General features: G+C 73.1%; 15 protein-coding genes. 4 read left to right on the forward strand and 11 right to left on the reverse strand.

All coding sequences use genetic code 11. The annotated features are described in order from the left end of the window. Nucleotides 1–35: 35 nt before the first annotated feature. The 5 genes from AC0NH5_RS07155 to AC0NH5_RS07175 form a co-directional block, all read right to left on the reverse strand. Nucleotides 36–308, reverse strand: a complete 273-nt coding sequence (locus AC0NH5_RS07155) for a YggT family protein (RefSeq protein ID WP_474401146.1) — start codon at nucleotides 306–308, stop codon at nucleotides 36–38. 84 nt (nucleotides 309–392) lie between these two features. Further along, nucleotides 393–1217 (reverse strand): aldo/keto reductase, encoded by an 825-nt coding sequence (locus AC0NH5_RS07160; RefSeq protein WP_474401147.1) that lies wholly within the window; start codon nucleotides 1215–1217, stop codon nucleotides 393–395. 888 nt (nucleotides 1218–2105) lie between these two features. Then, nucleotides 2106–2483: a hypothetical protein gene (locus tag AC0NH5_RS07165; RefSeq protein WP_474401149.1), complete on the reverse strand. Its 378-nt coding sequence runs from the start codon at nucleotides 2481–2483 to the stop codon at nucleotides 2106–2108. A gap of 76 nt (nucleotides 2484–2559) precedes the next feature. Beyond that, nucleotides 2560–4020 (reverse strand): benzaldehyde dehydrogenase, encoded by a 1461-nt coding sequence (locus AC0NH5_RS07170; RefSeq protein ID WP_474401150.1) that lies wholly within the window; start codon nucleotides 4018–4020, stop codon nucleotides 2560–2562. Between the two features lie 96 nt (nucleotides 4021–4116). Then, nucleotides 4117–4911, reverse strand: coding sequence for an IclR family transcriptional regulator (locus AC0NH5_RS07175; RefSeq protein ID WP_474401152.1), 795 nt, complete (start codon nucleotides 4909–4911; stop codon nucleotides 4117–4119). Between the two features lie 44 nt (nucleotides 4912–4955). Here AC0NH5_RS07175 and AC0NH5_RS07180 point away from each other — a divergent pair, with 44 nt between their 5' ends. Further along, nucleotides 4956–6410 (forward strand): aldehyde dehydrogenase family protein, encoded by a 1455-nt coding sequence (locus AC0NH5_RS07180; protein ID WP_474401153.1) that lies wholly within the window; start codon nucleotides 4956–4958, stop codon nucleotides 6408–6410. 13 nt (nucleotides 6411–6423) lie between these two features. Here AC0NH5_RS07180 and AC0NH5_RS07185 read toward each other — a convergent pair whose 3' ends face one another. The 3 genes from AC0NH5_RS07185 to AC0NH5_RS07195 form a co-directional block, all read right to left on the reverse strand. Next, nucleotides 6424–7038 carry an RraA family protein gene (locus tag AC0NH5_RS07185; RefSeq protein ID WP_474401155.1) on the reverse strand — a complete coding sequence of 205 codons (615 nt, stop codon included), beginning with the start codon at nucleotides 7036–7038 and terminating at the stop codon, nucleotides 6424–6426. Nucleotides 7039–7116: 78 nt separating this feature from the next. After that, a complete protein-coding gene (locus AC0NH5_RS07190; RefSeq protein ID WP_474401157.1) occupies nucleotides 7117–7572 on the reverse strand; it encodes a hypothetical protein in 456 nt (151 codons plus the stop codon). Then, nucleotides 7566–8552: a Glu/Leu/Phe/Val dehydrogenase dimerization domain-containing protein gene (locus tag AC0NH5_RS07195; protein ID WP_474401159.1), complete on the reverse strand. Its 987-nt coding sequence runs from the start codon at nucleotides 8550–8552 to the stop codon at nucleotides 7566–7568. Before AC0NH5_RS07195 ends, AC0NH5_RS07190 begins: the two co-directional genes overlap by 7 nt. Nucleotides 8553–8721: 169 nt before the next feature. Between AC0NH5_RS07195 and AC0NH5_RS07200 the strand changes: the two genes are divergently transcribed. Further along, complete coding sequence (locus tag AC0NH5_RS07200; protein ID WP_474401161.1) at nucleotides 8722–9186, forward strand: Lrp/AsnC family transcriptional regulator; 465 nt, start codon at nucleotides 8722–8724, stop codon at nucleotides 9184–9186. Between the two features lie 204 nt (nucleotides 9187–9390). Next, nucleotides 9391–10035 (forward strand): maleylpyruvate isomerase N-terminal domain-containing protein, encoded by a 645-nt coding sequence (locus AC0NH5_RS07205; protein WP_474401163.1) that lies wholly within the window; start codon nucleotides 9391–9393, stop codon nucleotides 10033–10035. A gap of 214 nt (nucleotides 10036–10249) precedes the next feature. Here AC0NH5_RS07205 and AC0NH5_RS07210 read toward each other — a convergent pair whose 3' ends face one another. Next, nucleotides 10250–13588 (reverse strand): bifunctional proline dehydrogenase/L-glutamate gamma-semialdehyde dehydrogenase, encoded by a 3339-nt coding sequence (locus AC0NH5_RS07210; protein ID WP_474401165.1) that lies wholly within the window; start codon nucleotides 13586–13588, stop codon nucleotides 10250–10252. A gap of 102 nt (nucleotides 13589–13690) precedes the next feature. On the opposite strand from AC0NH5_RS07210, the gene AC0NH5_RS07215 reads away from it, so the two are divergent. Continuing rightward, nucleotides 13691–14608 (forward strand): LysR family transcriptional regulator, encoded by a 918-nt coding sequence (locus tag AC0NH5_RS07215; protein ID WP_474401167.1) that lies wholly within the window; start codon nucleotides 13691–13693, stop codon nucleotides 14606–14608. Nucleotides 14609–14619: 11 nt separating this feature from the next. On the opposite strand, the gene AC0NH5_RS07220 is transcribed toward AC0NH5_RS07215, so the two are convergent. Together AC0NH5_RS07220 and AC0NH5_RS07225 are read right to left on the reverse strand one after the other, a co-directional pair. Then, a complete protein-coding gene (locus AC0NH5_RS07220) occupies nucleotides 14620–15984 on the reverse strand; it encodes a phthalyl amidase (RefSeq protein WP_474401169.1) in 1365 nt (454 codons plus the stop codon). A 57-nt stretch (nucleotides 15985–16041) separates the two neighbouring features. Next, a complete protein-coding gene (locus AC0NH5_RS07225; protein WP_474401171.1) occupies nucleotides 16042–16728 on the reverse strand; it encodes an NUDIX domain-containing protein in 687 nt (228 codons plus the stop codon). Between the last annotated feature and the right edge of the window lie 44 nt (nucleotides 16729–16772).

A 16772-nucleotide genomic window follows, 5' to 3' on the forward strand; every position in this document is an offset into this window, starting at 1 on the left:
GGGATCAGGCCGGTCCGGGTGCGGCGCGTGACGGGTCAGATGAACATGCGGATGACGCTGATGCCCAGGAAGACCACGAGGAACGCCAGGTCGATCCCGACGCCACCGGCGCGCAGCGGAGGCAGCACGCGCCGGACCGGCGCCAGGATCGGCTCGGTGATCCGCTGCACCCCGTCCATCGCGCGCGACCGGAACGATCCCGGCACGGCCGGGCCGGCGAACACCACGCTCCAGTCGAGCACGGCACGGGCGATCAGCAGAATCTGCACCACCAGCAGAATCAGATCGACCAGGCGAAGAAGACCCATCAAGTACCTCCGTCAAGGGATGTGCTCCCACTATGCGGCGGCCGGCTGTGGGTTCCCTAAACGTCGGCTGAGAGGGCGCCGGGCTTAGTTGAAGTGGTCCGGGTGCGGCCCGGTGCGGCCGTCGCTCTCCAGCGCGTCGACAGCGGCCATCTCGTCGGCGGTCAGCTCGAAGTCGAAGATCCGCAGGTTCTCCTGGATGCGGGCCGGCGTGACCGACTTCGGGATGACGACCCGGCCCTGCTGGACGTGCCAGCGGAGCACCACCTGCGCCGGGGTGCGGTCGTGCGTGGTGGCGATGCCGGTCACCGCCGGATCGCGCAGGACCGCGGCCTGGGCGAGCGGGCTCCACGCCTCGGTGATCACGCCGAGTTCGGTGTTCACGGCCTGCGCGTCGCGCTGCTGGAGGGCCGGGTGCACCTCGATCTGGTTGACCGCCGGCACCGTGCCACCGAGGCCGGCGACGGCCCGCAGGTGCTCGGGGAGGAAGTTGGAGACGCCGATCGCGCGGATCCGGCCCTGCTCCAGGAGCTGTTCCATGGCACGCCAGGTGTCCAGGTAACGGCCGTGCTTGGGGGTCGGCCAGTGGATCAGGTAGAGGTCGAGCCGGTCCAGGCCGAGCCGGGACATGCTGGCCTCGAACGCCTGCAGGGTCTCGTCGTATCCCTGGTCGGAGTTCCACAGCTTGGTGGTGATGAACAGCTCGTCGCGGGGGATGCCGCTGGCCTTCAGTGCGGCGCCGACCCCGGTCTCGTTGCCGTAGGCGGAGGCGGTGTCGATGCTGCGGTACCCCGCCTCGAGGGCGGTGCTGACAGCGGCCGCGGTGTCGGCCTCGGGGATCTGGAAGACGCCGAAGCCGATCTGCGGCATGGTGATGCCGTTGTTCAGGGTGACGTTCGGAATGCCGGCCATGCGGGTGCCTCCGGTGCGATCGGGCGCGCCTGATCACACCGACGGTGGCCGGCGGCGGCGCGCGACGCTCTATCCATACCCGGCGGGGCCCGTCTTCCTACCTCAACGTCGGCAGAGCGGCAGATCTCACTGCGGCGAGCGGCGGGCGGGAGGCACAGGCGGGTGAGAAGCGCAGGCGGGCGGGAGGCACAGGCGGGCGGGAAGCGCAGGCGGGCGGGAGGCCCAGGCGGGCGGGAGGCGCAGGCGGGCGCGAAGCGAAGGCGGGGGCGAGTGGAAGCAACGGCGGGTGTGGCGGCCGGCCGGCTCGCGGCGTTGTCTCACGACGGACGGGACAGCGCCGGGTTGCCGGCCGGACCACCGCTTCAGCCCGGAGGCCGCGCTGCGGCCCGGGGTGGCAGAAGGATCGCGGTGACACTCGGGGACTCTTGCTGACTCGTACCCCCGCAGTGGTCTCCGGTGGTGGGCGCGGAGGGTGCGGCGCGGCAGCGGGGTGGGCCGCGATCTGCCCGGCGGGTCCGGGTGGGTGCGGCGGTGCGAGCATCGCCGTGCCGGAAGGACCTGTGCTGGTACGGGTGAGCGCACCCACCCGCCGGCCAGGCGTGGATCCCGGTGTCCCGTGACCCGGTTGACCGAGGTCCGGCTGGTCCGCTGCCGGAGCGAACCCGCATCCGTGCCCAGAACCGGTCGGGGCCGCTGCCGGAGCGAACCGGCGTCCGTGGGCAGAACCGGTCAGGAGGCGCTCGGAGGTTCGCCGGGGGCCGGCCCGCTCGACGCGGGTGAGGGGGCGGCTCAGCCGGCACGGGGTCACGCCGTGCGGTGGTGGCGGCCGGTCCGGGAAACTGGTCACGCGGTCCGCGACGATGATCGCCGATGGCCGCGCCGGTGGGTTCACAACCCGACCAGTCTGCGCGTCGGGGCCCGTCTCGTCCGGCGGGCTCCGGCCCGGGCGACGAGGTCCTGGGCCGCCGTGCGCAGGACCAGGCTCTGCGAGCGAGCGACAGCTTCGCCGGTGGTCTCCGGTTCCGCGTGATGGGACAGGGCGGCCGCCGGGGAGCGGCCGGGTGCGGGGAAGGGCGCGGCGGGGCGAATCGCCGCGGGGGGAACCGCGAGCATCTCACCGGCGGTGGGGACCGGCCCGGTGACCTGCGGTCTCGGTGGGCTGCCGGGCGGTTCGGCGTCCCGTGAGGCCCCCGGCGGCAGCGCGCCGGCGGGGGCTTCGGTCGTGCTCCGGGATCCGTCAACCGGCATCGCCTCGGCTCGATACATGGCGCTCATTATTGATGAACGTGCATTTAACGCAAGCCTCCCGGAGTGCCGGTAACGCCCCGGAAACATCAATTCCCTAGAACGGGTACGCCGGAGGCTTGTCACGCACGGTCACCCAGCGGGTCTCGGTGAACGCCTCGATGTTGGCCGCCGCGCCGCCGAACCGGGAGCCGGTGCCGGAGGCCGCGACGCCGCCGAACGGGCTGTTCGCCTCGTCGCTGACGGTTTGGTCGTTGATGTGCACGATGCCGGTCGGGATCTGTTCGGCCAGTGCCAGGCCCTTCATCACGTCGCGCGTGATGATGCCGAGCGACAGGCCGTACTCACTGGCTGTGGCGAGCCGGACCGCCTCCTCGGCGTCGCTGAACCGCATCACCGGGGCGACCGGACCGAAGATCTCCTCGGTGAAGGCGGGAGTGTCGCCGGCGACGTCGGCGAGGACCGTGGGGGCGTAGAACAGATCCCGGTACGTCCCACCGGCCGCCACCCGGGCGCCCGCATCGCGGGACCGGGTCACCACGCCGTGGATCCGGTCGCGCTGCCCGGCGTCGATGATCGGGCCGAGCGCCACCTGCTCGCGGCTCGGGTCGCCCACCGGGAGCGCGGCCGCCTTCGCCGCGAGCCGGTCCACGAACTCGTCGTAGACCCGTTCGTGCACCAGGTGCCGCCCGGTGGTCATGCAGATCTGGCCCTGGTGGAACCATGAGCCGAAGGACGCCAGGCCCACCGCCGCCTCGACGTCGGAGTCGTCCAGCACGATCAGCGCCGAGTTGCCGCCGAGCTCCAGGTGCGCCCGCTTGAGGTGCTCGCCGGCGAGGGCGCCGACCCGGCGGCCGGCCCGGGTGGAGCCGGTGAACGAGATGACCCGGACCATGGGGTGGGTGACCAGGGCCTCGCCGACGTCGGTGGCGCCCGGCAGCATCTGCAGCACGCCGGGCGGCAGGCCGGCCTCTTCGAAGATCCGGGCCAGCGTGACGCCGCCGGTGACCGCGGTGCGCGGGTCCGGTTTGAGCAGCACCGCGTTGCCCAGCGCCAGGGCCGGGGCGACCGACCGGATGGCCAGGATGATCGGCACGTTGAACGGGGCGATCACGGTCACCACGCCGGCCGGGACGCGCCGCGCCATCGACAGCCGGGGCTCCTCGCTGGGCAGCAGCTCGCCGTAGGGGCGGCTGGGCAGCGAGGCGGCCTCGTAGCACTCCTGTTCGGCGACGTGCAGCGCGAACCCGGCCATCGGCGGGATCGCGCCGACCTCGCGGACGTTCCACCCGGAGATCTCCTCGGCGTGCTCGCCCCAGAGCTGGGCGGCCCGCCGCAGCACCGCGGCGCGCGCCGGATGCGGGGTGGCGGCCCACGCCTTCTGCGCCTCGGCGGCGTGCCGGGCTGCCTCGTCCACGTCCTCGGGCGTGGCCTGCCCGATCCGGCCGAGCACGGCGCCGGTGGCGGGTTCGACGACGTCGTACGCGCCGCCCCGCCCCGGCCGCCACTCGCCGCCGATGAAGATGTTGCCGGTCCAGAGTTTCTCGTCCAGGAACATGGCGCTCGCCTCCGCGGGTCGTCGGGGTGCGCCGACCGTAGGCCGGTGTTTCAGCCAGATCAACGGAGCGTTCGAGCCATCCGAACGCCGGCTCCCTCAGCGGAACCCCAGCCTGGTGGAGATCTCCGCCGCGGTGTGCCGCAGCGGGCGTTCCAGGCGCGCCACCACGGTGTCCGCTGCCGTCGGCCAGACGGTCAGGTGCACCGCGATGTTGATCGCGGCCACCACCTGGCCGGTCCGGTCCCGCACCGGGGCGGCCACCGAGCGCAGGCCGGACGCCAGTTCCTCGTCGTTCACCGCCACCCCGGCCTGCCGGATCCTGGTGAGCGCGGCGGTGAGCTGCTCGCGGTTGGTCAGCGTCCGCGGGCCGCGCCGGGCGAAGTCGGTCCGGTCCAGCAGCCCGCGCAGCGTGCCGGCCTCCTGGTACGCGAGCAGCACCTTCCCCATCGACGTGCAGTACGCCGGGAGCCGCGACCCGACGTGCAGGTTCAGCCCCACCGCGAACGCCGCCGCCCGTCCGCTGCGCCGCCGCTCCACATAGACGATGTCGGCGCCGTCCAGCACGGCCATGCTCACCGTGTAGCCGGTCTCGTCCGCGAGCGCCTGCAGGCAGGGCGCCGCCACCCGGTTGATCTCCAGCGCGTTGATCGCGGCGAAGCCCAGGTCGACCACCTTCGGCCCGAGCGAGTACTTCTTGGTCTCCGGGTCCTGGTGCAGGTAGCCGAGCCGGGCCAGGGTCGCGACGTACCGGAACGTGGTGCTCTTGTTCAGCGCGACCGCCCGGGACAGCTCGGCGATGCCCAGCACCGGCCGGGACTCGCTGAACGCCGACAGGATGCTCAGGCCGCGCTGCAGGGACTGGGAGAACGCGGCGCTGTCTTCGGTGGCCATGCCGCATGGTAGCCACGCGTTCGGTTTGTTGAAACGATGTGCCGATGCTCAGAACCCGGCACTTCGTGGGCGGCGAATGGACGGACGGCGGCACCGGCCGGGCGTACGAGAAGCGGAACCCGTGGACCGGCGACGTCTTCGCCCGGGTGGCCGCCGGGGATGCGGACGACGCCCGGGCCGCCGTCGACGCCGCGGCCGAAGCCTTCCCCGACTGGGCGGAGACCGCGCCCGCGCAGCGTCAGCAGATCCTGCTGCGGGCCGCCGAGATCCTCGACGGCCGGCGGGACGAGGTGCGTGCGCTGCTCGCGGCGGAGACCGGCTGCGGCGTGCACTTCGCGACCGTCCAGCTCGACTTCTGCGTGCGCCTGCTGCGGCAGGGCGCCGGTCTGGCCTATGCGCCGAGCGGCCAGATCCTCCCGTCGGACCGGGCCGGCACCCGCGCGCTGGCGATGCGGCGCCCGGTCGGCGTGGTCGCCGCGATCGCCCCGTGGAACGCCTCCCTCGTGCTGGCCGGCCGTGCGATCGTGGCCCCGATCGCGGTCGGCGGCACCGTCGTGCTCAAGCCGTCCGAGGAGGCTCCGCTCACCGGGGGCGCGCTCTGGGCGGAGCTCCTGGCCGGCGCCGGGCTGCCGGCCGGCGTGTTGAACGTGGTCACCCACGCGCCGGGGGAGGCCGGCGCCGTCGCGGAGACCTTGATAGCCGATCCCCGGGTACGCCGGATCAGCTTCACCGGCTCGACAGCGACCGGCCGGCGGCTCGCCGAGCAGGCCGGTCGCCACCTCAAACGCGTGGTGCTGCAGCTCGGCGGCCACAACCCGCTGCTCGTGCTCGCCGACGCCGACCCGGGGTACGCGGTCGACGCCGCGATCTACGGCGCTTTCGTGCACACCGGGCAGACCTGCATGTGCGCCCGGCGGATCGTGGTGGACTCCTCGATCGCGGCCGAGTTCACCGAGCGGTTCGTGGCCCGGGCCGCGGCGCTGCCGGTCGGCGACCCCACCGACCCGGCCACGGTCATCGGGCCGGTGATCAACGAGTGGGCGCTGTCGCTGCTGGAACGCCGGGTCCACGAGGCGGTCGGGCTCGGCGCGCGGCTGCTCACCGGTGGTGTCCCGGCCGGGCGCTGCTTTCCGCCGACCGTGCTGGCCGAGGTGCCCGCGGCGGCGGAACTGGCCTTCGACGAGACGTTCGGGCCGGTGGTGCTGCTCGAGGAGGCGGACGGGGTGGAGGACGCGGTGCGCCGGGCCAACGCCTCCGACTTCGGGCTGGCCGCGGGCATCATCACCGGCGACCCGTACCGGGGCCTCGACCTGGCCGCCCGCCTCCAGGCCGGCATCGTGCACGTCAACGACCAGCCGGTCAACGACGAGCCGCAGATGCCGTTCGGCGGGGTGAAGGACAGCGGGGCGGGCCGGTTCGGGCTGGGCCTCGCCGCCGAGGAGTTCACCGAGGTGCAGTGGGTGACCGCCCGCTCCGAACCCCGCACCTTCCCCTTCTGACCCGCCCCGCCCGTCAGCCGGTGAACCCGAGGTCGCCCAGCGTCTTCTCGATCCGGACCCGGTGCGCGGCCTCCCAGTCGAAGAGGTTCTCGGTGCGTTCCCTGGCGAGCCGGGCCTGAGCCGCCTGCAACACCTCGTCGCCCCGGTCGGCGGGCACCACCACGACGCCTTCCTCGTCGGCCACCACGATGTCGCCGTGGCGCACCGTCACCCCACCGACCCGGATCTCGGACCGGTGCGTGCCGAGCTGCGACTTGGTGCCGGCGATCGGGATGACCCCGCGGGCGAAGACCGGGAAGCCGACCTCGCGGACCTCGCCCAGGTCGCGGATCAGGCCGTCCAGCACGAACGCGGCGATACCGTGCCGGTGCGCGACCGCGCACACGTTGCCGCCGGCCAGGGCGTGGTCCAGGTCGCCGGACTCCACCACGATCACCGAGCCCGGCTCGGCCCGGTAGATCGCGGCGTGCAGCATCAGGTTGTCGCCGGGCGGGCAGCGGACGGTGAACGCCGGGCCGGCCACCCGCGGCACGGGTGTCCAGAGCGGACGGATGTCGATGTCCATGACCTGGCCGCGGTCCAGCACATCGGCCAGGGTGGTCGGGGGCACGTCCGCGAATCCGCTCATGCCCCGATCATCCTCACGCTCACCGTCCGGTGTGAAGTTCGGGTGCGATACGCACCTGAACTTCACACACAAGGGCGGTCAGGCGGCGGCGGCCGCCTGGTTGTTCCAGTTCGTGATGACGACGCCGAGGACGAAGATCTGCACCGGCAGCGGCAGACCGGGCAGCTCGGCCGCGACGTCGCCCCGCCAGGCGCTGGTCTTGCGGATCCGGCCGACCACGGTGTCGCCGTCCATCAGCTGCTCGTCGCTGCCGCGCCAGATGGAGTCCCGCACGAAGTCGTACGAGCGGCCGCCGGCGTGCACCTTCCACTGCTTGCGGCCGACCCGCTCGGCCTCGGCCACCACGGCCTCCCGATCGTCGGTCATCGTGTACCGCGTGCCCCAGCCGTTCGCGCGGATCCGGTACGAGCGCCCGTCCAGGTCGAAACTGCCGCCGCTGGTCCAGGACCGGCCGTCCCAGACCGCGATGGTCGTGTCGTCGTTGCGGATGTCGTACCGGGACCGCCACATACTCGTTCGTTGCGCCGTCAGCATGCCGCCAGCGTAGGCACCGCCCGCTCGCCGATGAGGAACTGGGCCAGCCGGGAAGCGGCGACGGACGGGGTGCAGTCGGTCTCCCGGGCGGCGCGCAGGATCCCGGCCAGGGTCTCGCCGATCCCGTCGATGCGGGCGTTGATCTGGGCGGCCGACTCCCGGTGCAGTTCGGCGGCGATCGCGTGCACGATGCCGCCGGCGCTGACCACCACGTCGGGCGCCCACAGGATGCCGCGCGCGTGCAGCAGCTCCGCGGTCTCCGGCACGTCCAGCTGGTTGTTCGCCGGGCCGGCCACCGCGGAGCAGGCCAGCAGCGGCACCGTGTCCGCGGTGAGGACGCCGCCGAGGGCGGACGGCACCAGCACGTCCACCTCGGCGGTCAGGCAGCTGTGCGGATCGGTCCAGGTGGCGCCGTGTCCCTCGGCCGTGGCCCGCCGGGAGCCGTCCACGTCGGCGGCCAGCACGCGGGCGCCGGCCGCGGTGAGCAGGCGCAGCACATGCGTGCCGACGCGGCCCAGGCCGAGCACCGCGAAGCTGCGGCCGGCCAGCTCCGGCGAGCCGAACCGCTCGGCGGACACCGCACGCAGGGCGGCGATCACCCCGGCGGCGGTGTGCGGGGAGGAGTCGCCACTGCCGCCGACCGGCGCCGGACGACAGAAGACGTGGGGCGTACGCTCGCCGATCGTCACCATGTCGGCCGGCCCGGTGCCGACGTCCGGCCCGGTCGCGTACGCGCCGTCGAGGCTGTCGATGACGTCTCCCGCGTCGTGCAGGACGTTGCGGCGGGCGGCCTCGTCGAGGACCGTGCCGGGTGGCAGCGCGATGACGGTCTTCCCGCCGCCGTGTGGCAGCCCGGCCAGCGCCGCCTTCTCGGTCATCGCGGCGGACAGGCGCAACGCGTCGTCGAGGCCGTCCCGCCAGTCCGCGTACTGTGCGAGCCGGCAGCCGCCGATCGCCTGTCCCAGGGCCGTGGAGTGCACCGACACCACGATCGGGAGACCGGACCGCGAACCACGTTCGACAACGACTCGCTGAGATTGAAACGGCATGGCAATCTCCCGTACATAAGTTGGGTTGATGGCCCTGACCGTAGGACGTCAACCGGGACCCTTACCGTCGCGCCGAACGAAATTCGGAGAATGTGCTTGGATGGCGGCCGTGGACGACATTGATTCGGCGCTGGTGCGGGAACTCCAGAAGAACGCCCGCCAGACGAACCGGGACCTGGCCCGCGCGGTCGGCATCGCGCCGTCGACCTGCCTGGAACGCGTCCGGCTGCTGCGCGAGCGCGGGGTGATCACCGGCTATCACGCCGAGGTCAGCCTCCGCGCCCTCGGCCGGGAGGTCCAGGCGCTGCTGCACGTGCAGGTCCGGCCGCTGACCCGGCCCGTCATCGAGGGATTCAAGTCGTACGCCGCCGGCCTGCCCGAGGTGCTGTCGGTGTTCGTCCTGGCCGGCGGCGACGACTTCCTGGTGCACGTGGCGGTGCGCAGCGTGGACGATTTGCACGCGTTCCTGATGGACCGGTTCACCGATCGCCGGGAGATCGTCGGGTTCCGCAGCTCGGTGATCTATCAGCACGCCCGCAACCGGCTCGTCGAGCCGCTGGACTGACCCCGCCGCCCGCCGCCCGCCGCCCGCCGCCCGCCGCCCGCCGCCCGCCGCCCGCCGCCCGCTTGCGCCTGCCACCACACCCGCGTCCCGCGCTCGCTTGCCCGCGCCTGCGCTCGCACCTGCGCCGCACCGGGCGGCCGTTTGCGAGGCGACGACGGCCGCCCGGGGCGGCAGAGGGGCGGTCGGCGTGGCAGGTTGGACGGCATGGATTCCCGTCTCGGTGGCCTCGACTACCGCCGCACGTTCCGGTCCGCCGCCATCGCCTTCGCCGACCTGGTGTCCCGGATCCCGCCGGACCGCCTGGACGGGCCCGGTCTCGGCGAGTGGACGATGCGCGACCTGCTCGGGCACACCGCCAGCTCGGCGCTGCGGCAGGTCCCCGCGGTGCTGGCGAACCCGGCGCCGCAGCTGCACGTCCCGGTGCCGGAGGGGTACTTCGCGATGATCCGCATGGCGCCGCCGGCGATGGTCGCGGCGGCCCGCACCGCGTCCACCGACGACGCCCGGGACACCGGCAAAATCCTCGGCGCCGAGCCGGTCCAGGCGGTCAGCGAGATGATCGGCAAGGCCACCTCGGCGCTGGCCGGGGCGGGTGACGATGACCTGGTGGCCACGCCGGCCGGTGGCATGCGGGTCCGGGACTGGCTGCCCACCCGGACGTTCGAGCTGGTGGTGCACGGCTCGGACGCGGCGGCGGCGGCCGGCCTGCCGATCGACTTCGAGCCGGAGACGCTCGGCGAGGCCACTGCCCTGGCCGCGCGAGTGGCCGTCATGGTCGGCGACGGGCTGCCGGCGTTGCGCGCCCTCACCGGCCGCGACCCGCTACCCCCCGACTTCACCATCCTCTGACCCACCCACCGGGTGAAGATTGCGCCCGCACACGAGCCGCAACTTCACACACGGTCCGTGGCGGGAGATTGCGTGTGAAGTTGCGCCCGTATACGAGCCGCAACTTCACACACGGTCCGTGGCGGGCGACGTGCATCGGGCGGGGCGGGATGTGTGTGTGAAGTTGCGGCCGTATACGAGCCGCAACTTCACACGCGGGCTTCGGGCGTACGGGCTAGAGGATCTGCTGGGCCAGCGGCAGCGGGTTGCCGAACCGGTGGGCGGTGACGCTCACCGCCTGCTCGCGCAGGAACGGCACCATCTCCACGCGCCCGGCCTCGGTCACCGGCCCGGCCCACACCGCCAGGTCCGCCCGCCCGCCGGTGGCCTCGGCCACCGCCTTCCAGGAACCGCCGATCAGCCGGACCCGCCCCGCCTCCAGATCCGCCGCGAAGGCCGCGTCGTCCTGCACGACGTGCGCGCCGGCCCAGGCGGGCAGCGGGACGGCGCTGGAGACGCGCACCTCGGCGCCGGCCAGGCGGCCCGCGGCGAGGACCCGGACCAGGTCGGCGAGCGAGCCGTCGGCGGCCAGCCGGACCGTGACCGGGCAGGGCACGTAGCGCAGCACGTTGCGTTCGGCGGCCAGGCCGGAGACGTCGGACGGGGCGAGCGGGAACGCGGCGTCGCTGCGGGCGGCGCGTTCCACGGCGGCGAACTCGTCGTCGGTCAGGGCGCCGCGGGCGGCGTCGAGCAGGTCACGGACCCCGGCGTGCGTGACGGTGGCGGTGGACGTCGCCGGGCGTGTCTGCCATCCGGTGAGGCCGGCCAGGTAGTTCGGGCCGCCGGCCTTGGTGCCGGGGCCGACCGCCGAGCGCTTCCAGCCGCCGAACGGCTGACGGCGCACGATCGCGCCGGTGATGCCGCGGTTCACGTAGAGGTTGCCGGCCTGGACCCGGTCCAGCCAGGTACGGATCTCGTCCTCGTCGAGCGAGTGCAGGCCGGAGGTGAGGCCGTAGTCGACGTCGTTGACCAGGTCGATCGCCTCGTCCAGGGTGTCGGCGGTCATGATGCCGAGGATCGGGCCGAAGTATTCGACGCGGTGGTACTCCGAGCCGCGCCGCACGCCGTCGCGGACGCCGGGGCTCCACAGCTTGCCGGTGTCGTCGAGCTTGCGGGGCTCGAGCAGCCAGCGCTCGCCGGGACCGAGTTCGGTGAGGCCCTGCAGCAGCTTGCCGGCGGCCGGCTCGACCAGCGGTCCGACCTGGCTGCGCGGGTCGGCGGGGTAGCCGACGGTGAGCGACGACACCGCGTCGAGCAGCTGGGTGCGGAACCGCTCGGAGCGGGCCACCGAGCCGACCAGCACGACCAGGGAGGCGGCCGAGCATTTCTGGCCGGCGTGCCCGAACGCGGACGAGACCACGTCCTTGACGGCCAGGTCCAGGTCTGCGCTGGGGGTCACAATGATCGCGTTCTTGCCGCTGGTCTCGGCGAGCAGCGGCAGGTCGGCGCGGAACGAGCGGAACAGCTCGGCGGTCTCGTACGCGCCGGTGAGGATGACCCGGTCGACGAGCGGGTGCGCGATCAGTTCCCGGCCCAGCGTGCCCTCGTCCACCTGCACGAGCGTGACCAGGTCGGGGTCGGCGCCGGCCGCGGAGAGCGCGTCCCGCAGGATGCCCGCCAGCACGGTGCCGCAGCGTTCGGCCGGACCGGCCGGCTTGAGAACCACCGGGGAGCCGGCGGCCAGGGCGGCCAGCACCGAGCCGGCCGGGATCGCGACCGGGAAGTTCCACGGCGGGGTGACCAGGGTGAGCCGGACCGGGACCGGGGTGGCGCCGTCGGTCTGCTCCAGTTCGGCGGCCAGTTCGGCGTAGTAGTGGGCGAAGTCGACGGCCTCGGACACCTCCGGGTCGGCCTGGTCGACGGTCTTGCCGGCCTCGGCGGCCATCACCTCGAGCAGCGTGTCACGGTGTTCTTCCAAAGCCACGCCGATCCGGTGCAGCACGTCCCGGCGGTTCGCGCCGCCCCAGCTCGCGGCGGCGGCCTTCTCCAGGGCCTCGTCGAGGTGTTCCCGGTCGGTGATCCGCGGGACGGCGATGCCGAGCGGCGAGGCGTCGACGCGGCCCAGCAGGGCACGGACGCGGTCGCGGTTGGTCCGCACCGCCGGGTCGGTGTCCGGGGTGTTGACGAAGACGCCGGGTCCGCTGCGCGGCACGGCGGCGTAGCGGTCCGCCACCCGGTGCGCGGCGGGCACGGTGTCGTCGAGGTCGGCCAGCGACGCGAGGAAACGGTCCTTCTCCCGCTCGAACAGCGCCTGGTCGGCGTTGAGCTCGAACACCGCGGACATGAAGTTGTCCGAGCTGGCGCCTTCCTCGAGACGGCGGATCAGGTACGCGATGGCGACGTCGAACTGCTCCGGCCGTACCACCGGCGTGTAGAGCAACAACCCGCCCACCTCGCGCCGGACCGCCTCGGCCTGGCCCTCGGCCATGCCGAGCAGCATCTCGAACTCGACGCCGTCACGCACGTCGCGCTCACCGGCGAGGAGCCAGGCGTACGCGACGTCGAAGAGGTTGTGCCCCGCCACGCCCAGCCGGACGTTGCGGATCCGGTCCGGCTGCAGCGCGTACCCGAGGACGCGCTTGTAGTTGGTGTCGGTGGCCTGCTTGGAGTCACAGGTCGCCACCGGCCACCCGTGCAGCTCGGCCTCGACCCGCTCCATCGGGAGGTTGGCGCCCTTCACCAGGCGCACCTTGATGCCCGCGCCGCCCCGGGCCCGGCGTGCCGCCGACCACTCCTGGAGCCGGATCATGGCGCTCAGCGCGTCCGGCAGGTACGCCTGGAGCACGATCCCGGCCTCGAGGTTCTGCAGGTCGGGGCGGTCCAGCAGGCGGGTGAAGACCGCGATCGTCAGGTCGAGGTCTTTGTATTCCTCCATGTCGAGGTTCACGAACTTGCCGGTACGCGCGGCGAGCGTGAACAGCGGGGTGAGCTCCTCGACGATGTCGGCGACCGCCTCGTCGAAGGCCCAGGGGTTGTGCGGGGGAACCGTCGAGGAAACCTTGATCGACACGTAGTCGACGTCGTCCCTGGCCAGCAGGCGCTCGGTGCTCTTCAGCCGCTGCTCGGCCTCCTTGCGGCCGAGCACCGCCTCGCCGAGCAGGTTGATGTTGAGCCGGACGTCGCGCTTGCGGATCCGCTTGATCGCCTTGCCGAGGCGGGCGTCCGAGGCGTCCACGATCAGGTGGCCGACCATCTGCCGCAGCGCGCGGCGGGCGATCGGGACGACCACGCCGGGCATCAGCGGTGCGAGGAAGCCACCCAGCTTGACCGCGGTGCGCAGGTGGATCGGGAGGAAGCGCGGCACGTCGCCGGCGAGGGAGCGGAGGGCGCGGGCACTGACGCGCCGGTCCTCGGGGCGGATCACCCCGTCGACGAAGCCGACGGTGAAGGCCAGGCCCTTCGGGTCGCGCAGCACGGCGGCGAGCTGCGCGGCGGAGCCGCCGACCGGGACGGTCGACGCCTCGCGCAGCCAGCGGCGGACAAGGACGATCGTCTCTTCGGCGATCTCAGACATCGGGATGCTCCTTCCGTATGCCCAGTCAGTGTGTAGTGCCCTTTGGGTAAGAAAAAGCAACGCTTTCTGAGCGGTAATCTTCAGTTGAGCTACTGTTTCGCGGTGCTGGAGATCCGACGTCTGATCCTGCTGCGTGAGCTGGCGGTCCGCGGCACCATCGCGGCCGTCGCCGAGGCGCTGAACTTCACTCCTTCCGCGGTCAGTCAGCAGCTCAGCCAGCTGGAGAAGGAGACCGGAACCCAGCTGCTGCGCAAGGCCGGCCGGCGGGTGCAGCTGACCCCGCAGGCCGAGGTTCTGGTCGCGTCGGTGGGTGAGGTGCTGGACACCCTCGAGCGTGCCGAAGCCAGGTTGCAGGCGGCGGCCACCCGCGTTACCGGCCGGGTCCGGGTCGCCGTGTTCCAGTCGGCCGCGCTGGCGTTCATGCCGGCGACGCTGCGGGCCATGGCACTGCGACATCCGGACGTGCGGGTGGAGATGGTGCAGCGCGAGCCGGAGGAGGCGCTGCGCGAGACGTGGGCCCGCGACTTCGACATGGTGGTGGCCGAGCAGTACCCGGCGCACGCCGCCCCGCACCACCCCGGGCTGGACCGCCGGGACCTGACCACGGACGCGATCCGGCTCGCGGTGCCCGCCCGCGAGCTGTCGTTGCGGCCGGTGGACTCGCTCGACGAGGCCCGGCACATGCCGTGGGTGATGGAGCCACGCGGGGCGGCGTCCCGGCACTTCGCCGAGCAGGTGTGCCGGCGGGCCGGCTTCGAGCCGGACGTCCGGTTCGAGACGGCGGACCTGCAGGCCCACATGCGCCTGGTGGAGTCGGGCAACGCGGTGGCGCTGATCCCGGACCTGGTGTGGGCCGGCCGCTCCACCGCGTGCCGGCTGCTGGAGCTGGCCGACCGGCCCCGGCGGACCATCTTCACGGCGCAGCGGGTGTCCGGGGCGGCGTCACCGGCGGCCCGGGCCTTCCGGGAGATCCTGCAGGAGACGGTCGCGGCGTCCGGCGGGGGTCAGCCGCCCCGGTGACGGGTCCGGTGTCAGCAGGGCGGGGCGGTGAACGCGGGTCGTACCCCCTCGGTGAACCGGCACCCGAAGTCCGCCGCGGCGACCTTGCGCCGGTCGAGGATCGCGTCGCCCGCCGGGCGGCGGCCGTGGTCGACCCAGCGGACCAGGTCGTCGAAGCCGCGGCGCAGCTCGGCCTGGGTGAAGCCGCAGTGCGAGACGTCGCGGACGGCCCGGGAGACGAAGAGGTGGCCGCGGCCCTGGCGCAGGGTCTCGCGGGCGTACTCCTGTTCCATCGAGAACGGCACGAACAGGTCGCCGATGCCGTGCAGCGACAGCACCGGCACGGACGGACGGCCGTCGATGCGGGGGACGCCGGCCAGGCCGCGGTCCGCCACCGCGGTCCGCCTGACGCGCAGCACGTCACGGTTCAGCTTGAGCTCCGTGCGGCTGGGGAACAGGGAGTCGTCGGCGCGGTAGAAGACGTGCCGGTTGTCGGTGAGGTTGCCCGGCGCGATGCCCGCGGTGCCGCCGCTGAGGCCCGGCCACAGGCTCTGCAGGAACGGCAGCCCGCCCTGCGACGCCGCGTTCCAGAAGGCGAACGCCGAGTCGAATCCGGGCCGCTCGCCGCCGCTGCGCCGTTCCACCACGTCCGACCAGGTGCGGCCGGCCGGGGTTCCGTGCAGGGCCGGCACGATCCTGGCGACCTGGCCGGCCCACTCCGCCGCGTAGTCCGGGCCCGGCTGGAGCGGGAACGAGATGTCCACCCCGGCGAGGGCGGCGGCGGTCACGTTCGCGTCCAGGAAGTAGTCGAACAGCTCGACGTCACCGAGCACCCCGCACGTCGGCATCGCGCCGGCGAACGAGCGCGGGAACTCCTCGATGGCCACCGCGGTGATGTGCCCGCCCATCGAGTCACCGGTCATGTAGACCCGGCCCGCGGCTTTGCCGGTCACCTGCCGGAACAGGCTGATCAGCGCGTGCGAGTCGCGGACGCCCTGGCCGACGTCGTAGCCGTTGGTGGCGTAGCTGGACGCCGCCCAGGCGAAGCCCCGCTCGATGTAGTGCGCGCGCAGGCCGGGGGAGCTGACGTGCACCGTGGTCCCGGTGCCGCGGTAGCCGTGCGCGTAGAGGACGAGGCGGCCGTTCCAGTTCTCCGGCACCTCGATCCGCCAGCCCGCGCCGGCCCGGATCCCGGTGTGCGCCCGGGCGCCGGGCAGCGCGGTGAACGGGGTCCCGTTGAGATCACAGTCCGGGTCGGCGACCAGATAGCCGGGTTGCGTCTCGCTCGGCGTGGGCGCCGTGCAGACGGGGGCCGCGGCGGCCTGCGCCGGGACGGCTGCCGGAACCAGCAACAGCGCAACCACCAGCAGGGCCGCCTGCAGAGCACGAGCGATCATGACGTTACCTCCCGGTAACATCCAAGGTCGCCGATCAGGATGTGTCAATAGAGCGCGTCAGGCGAACGGCCCGCGCAGGGCCGCCCACTGCAGCAGCATGATCGTCTTGGCGTCGGCGATCTCGCCGGTCTCGATCCGGTTCAGCGCCTCGTCGAACGGCAGCTCGACGGCCTCGATGTCCTCGCCGTCGTCGGCCAGCCCGCCGCCCTCGCCGGTGCGCGACTCCACGCTGTACGGCGCGGCGAAGCAGTGCACCCGCTCGGTCACCGACCCGGGACTCATCCAGACGTTGAAGACCGGTGTCAGCTCGCCGATCTCGACACCCAGCTCCTCGGCCGCCTCCCGCCGGATCGCCGCCGCCGGGTCGTCGCCGTCGAGCAGCCCGGCCGCGGTCTCCACGAACATCCCGTCCGGGTGCTCGTTGACGTAGACCGGGAACCGGAACTGCCGGGTGAGCAGCACGGTCCGTCGCTGCGGGTCGTGCAGCAGCACGGTCGCGCCGTCGCCGCGGTCGTAGGTCTCCCGCTGCTCGCGCGTCCAGGTGCCGTCCCGCCGCCGGTAGTCGTAGGTGGTCCGCCGCAGCACGTGCCAGGCGGCGGCCAGCAGCTCGACGTCGCGCACGAGCACGCCGGGGTTGCCGGTCAGATCGCGCCCGGCCCGGTCGAGCCCGGTGCGCCCGCGGGCGTCCGGCACGTCGATGCCGGGCCGTGGGCCGGTGGTGGGAGTGAGCATTGGCTTCGTCACGACCGCGAACCTACACTGATAAACACGCAACAGTCGATAACAAT

Source organism: Actinoplanes sp. 13 (genome assembly GCF_056134165.1).

Bases quoted from the DNA above. Each gene is read 5' to 3' on its own strand.
- AC0NH5_RS07155 (WP_474401146.1), bottom strand. From the start codon at position 308: ATGGGTCTTCTTCGCCTGGTCGATCTGATTCTGCTGGTGGTGCAGATT.
- AC0NH5_RS07160 (WP_474401147.1), bottom strand. From the start codon at position 1,217: ATGGCCGGCATTCCGAACGTCACCCTGAACAACGGCATCACCATGCCG.
- AC0NH5_RS07165 (WP_474401149.1), bottom strand. From the start codon at position 2,483: ATGTATCGAGCCGAGGCGATGCCGGTTGACGGATCCCGGAGCACGACC.
- AC0NH5_RS07170 (WP_474401150.1), bottom strand. From the start codon at position 4,020: ATGTTCCTGGACGAGAAACTCTGGACCGGCAACATCTTCATCGGCGGC.
- AC0NH5_RS07175 (WP_474401152.1), bottom strand. From the start codon at position 4,911: ATGGCCACCGAAGACAGCGCCGCGTTCTCCCAGTCCCTGCAGCGCGGC.
- AC0NH5_RS07180 (WP_474401153.1), top strand. From the start codon at position 4,956: ATGCTCAGAACCCGGCACTTCGTGGGCGGCGAATGGACGGACGGCGGC.
- AC0NH5_RS07185 (WP_474401155.1), bottom strand. From the start codon at position 7,038: ATGAGCGGATTCGCGGACGTGCCCCCGACCACCCTGGCCGATGTGCTG.
- AC0NH5_RS07190 (WP_474401157.1), bottom strand. From the start codon at position 7,572: ATGCTGACGGCGCAACGAACGAGTATGTGGCGGTCCCGGTACGACATC.
- AC0NH5_RS07200 (WP_474401161.1), top strand. From the start codon at position 8,722: ATGGCGGCCGTGGACGACATTGATTCGGCGCTGGTGCGGGAACTCCAG.
- AC0NH5_RS07205 (WP_474401163.1), top strand. From the start codon at position 9,391: ATGGATTCCCGTCTCGGTGGCCTCGACTACCGCCGCACGTTCCGGTCC.
- AC0NH5_RS07210 (WP_474401165.1), bottom strand. From the start codon at position 13,588: ATGTCTGAGATCGCCGAAGAGACGATCGTCCTTGTCCGCCGCTGGCTG.
- AC0NH5_RS07220 (WP_474401169.1), bottom strand. From the start codon at position 15,984: ATGATCGCTCGTGCTCTGCAGGCGGCCCTGCTGGTGGTTGCGCTGTTG.